A 320-nucleotide genomic window follows, 5' to 3' on the forward strand; every position below is an offset into this window, starting at 1 on the left:
AAAGAATATGATGCAGTTTTCTGAAGCAGATAGAGTAGTTCAAGCAAAATGTTAAAATATATAATTTATGCCGAGAAAAGGTCTTCTTCCCGCGGGAAAACGGTAAGCAGTGGGTGAAACCACTGGGCACTCAGGCCGCTATTTAGATAATAAAAAAGCATTTCAGAAGTCATTCGATCGATCCGTTTCTTAAGGTAAATACCGAGCTTACTCTTTCAATTATCAGGTAGTCATCAACTGTACGAAAATTTATCAAGGATTCATATCCTGCAGAATCAACCATAAAAACTGCCGGGAAATCAGAGTTTATTTTATTAAAT

1 protein-coding gene is annotated in these 320 nt (G+C 36.2%); it reads right to left on the reverse strand.

Annotation, left to right across the window (positions count from 1 at the left end; translation table 11 throughout):
* Positions 1-169 precede the first annotated feature (169 nt).
* Positions 170-320, reverse strand: a 151-nt coding sequence (locus tag ACJ5GX_RS07775; RefSeq protein WP_495292877.1) for a TrbG/VirB9 family P-type conjugative transfer protein, incomplete at its 5' end; no start/stop codon positions are given.

It is taken from the genome of Wolbachia endosymbiont of Tuta absoluta, from assembly GCF_059414725.1.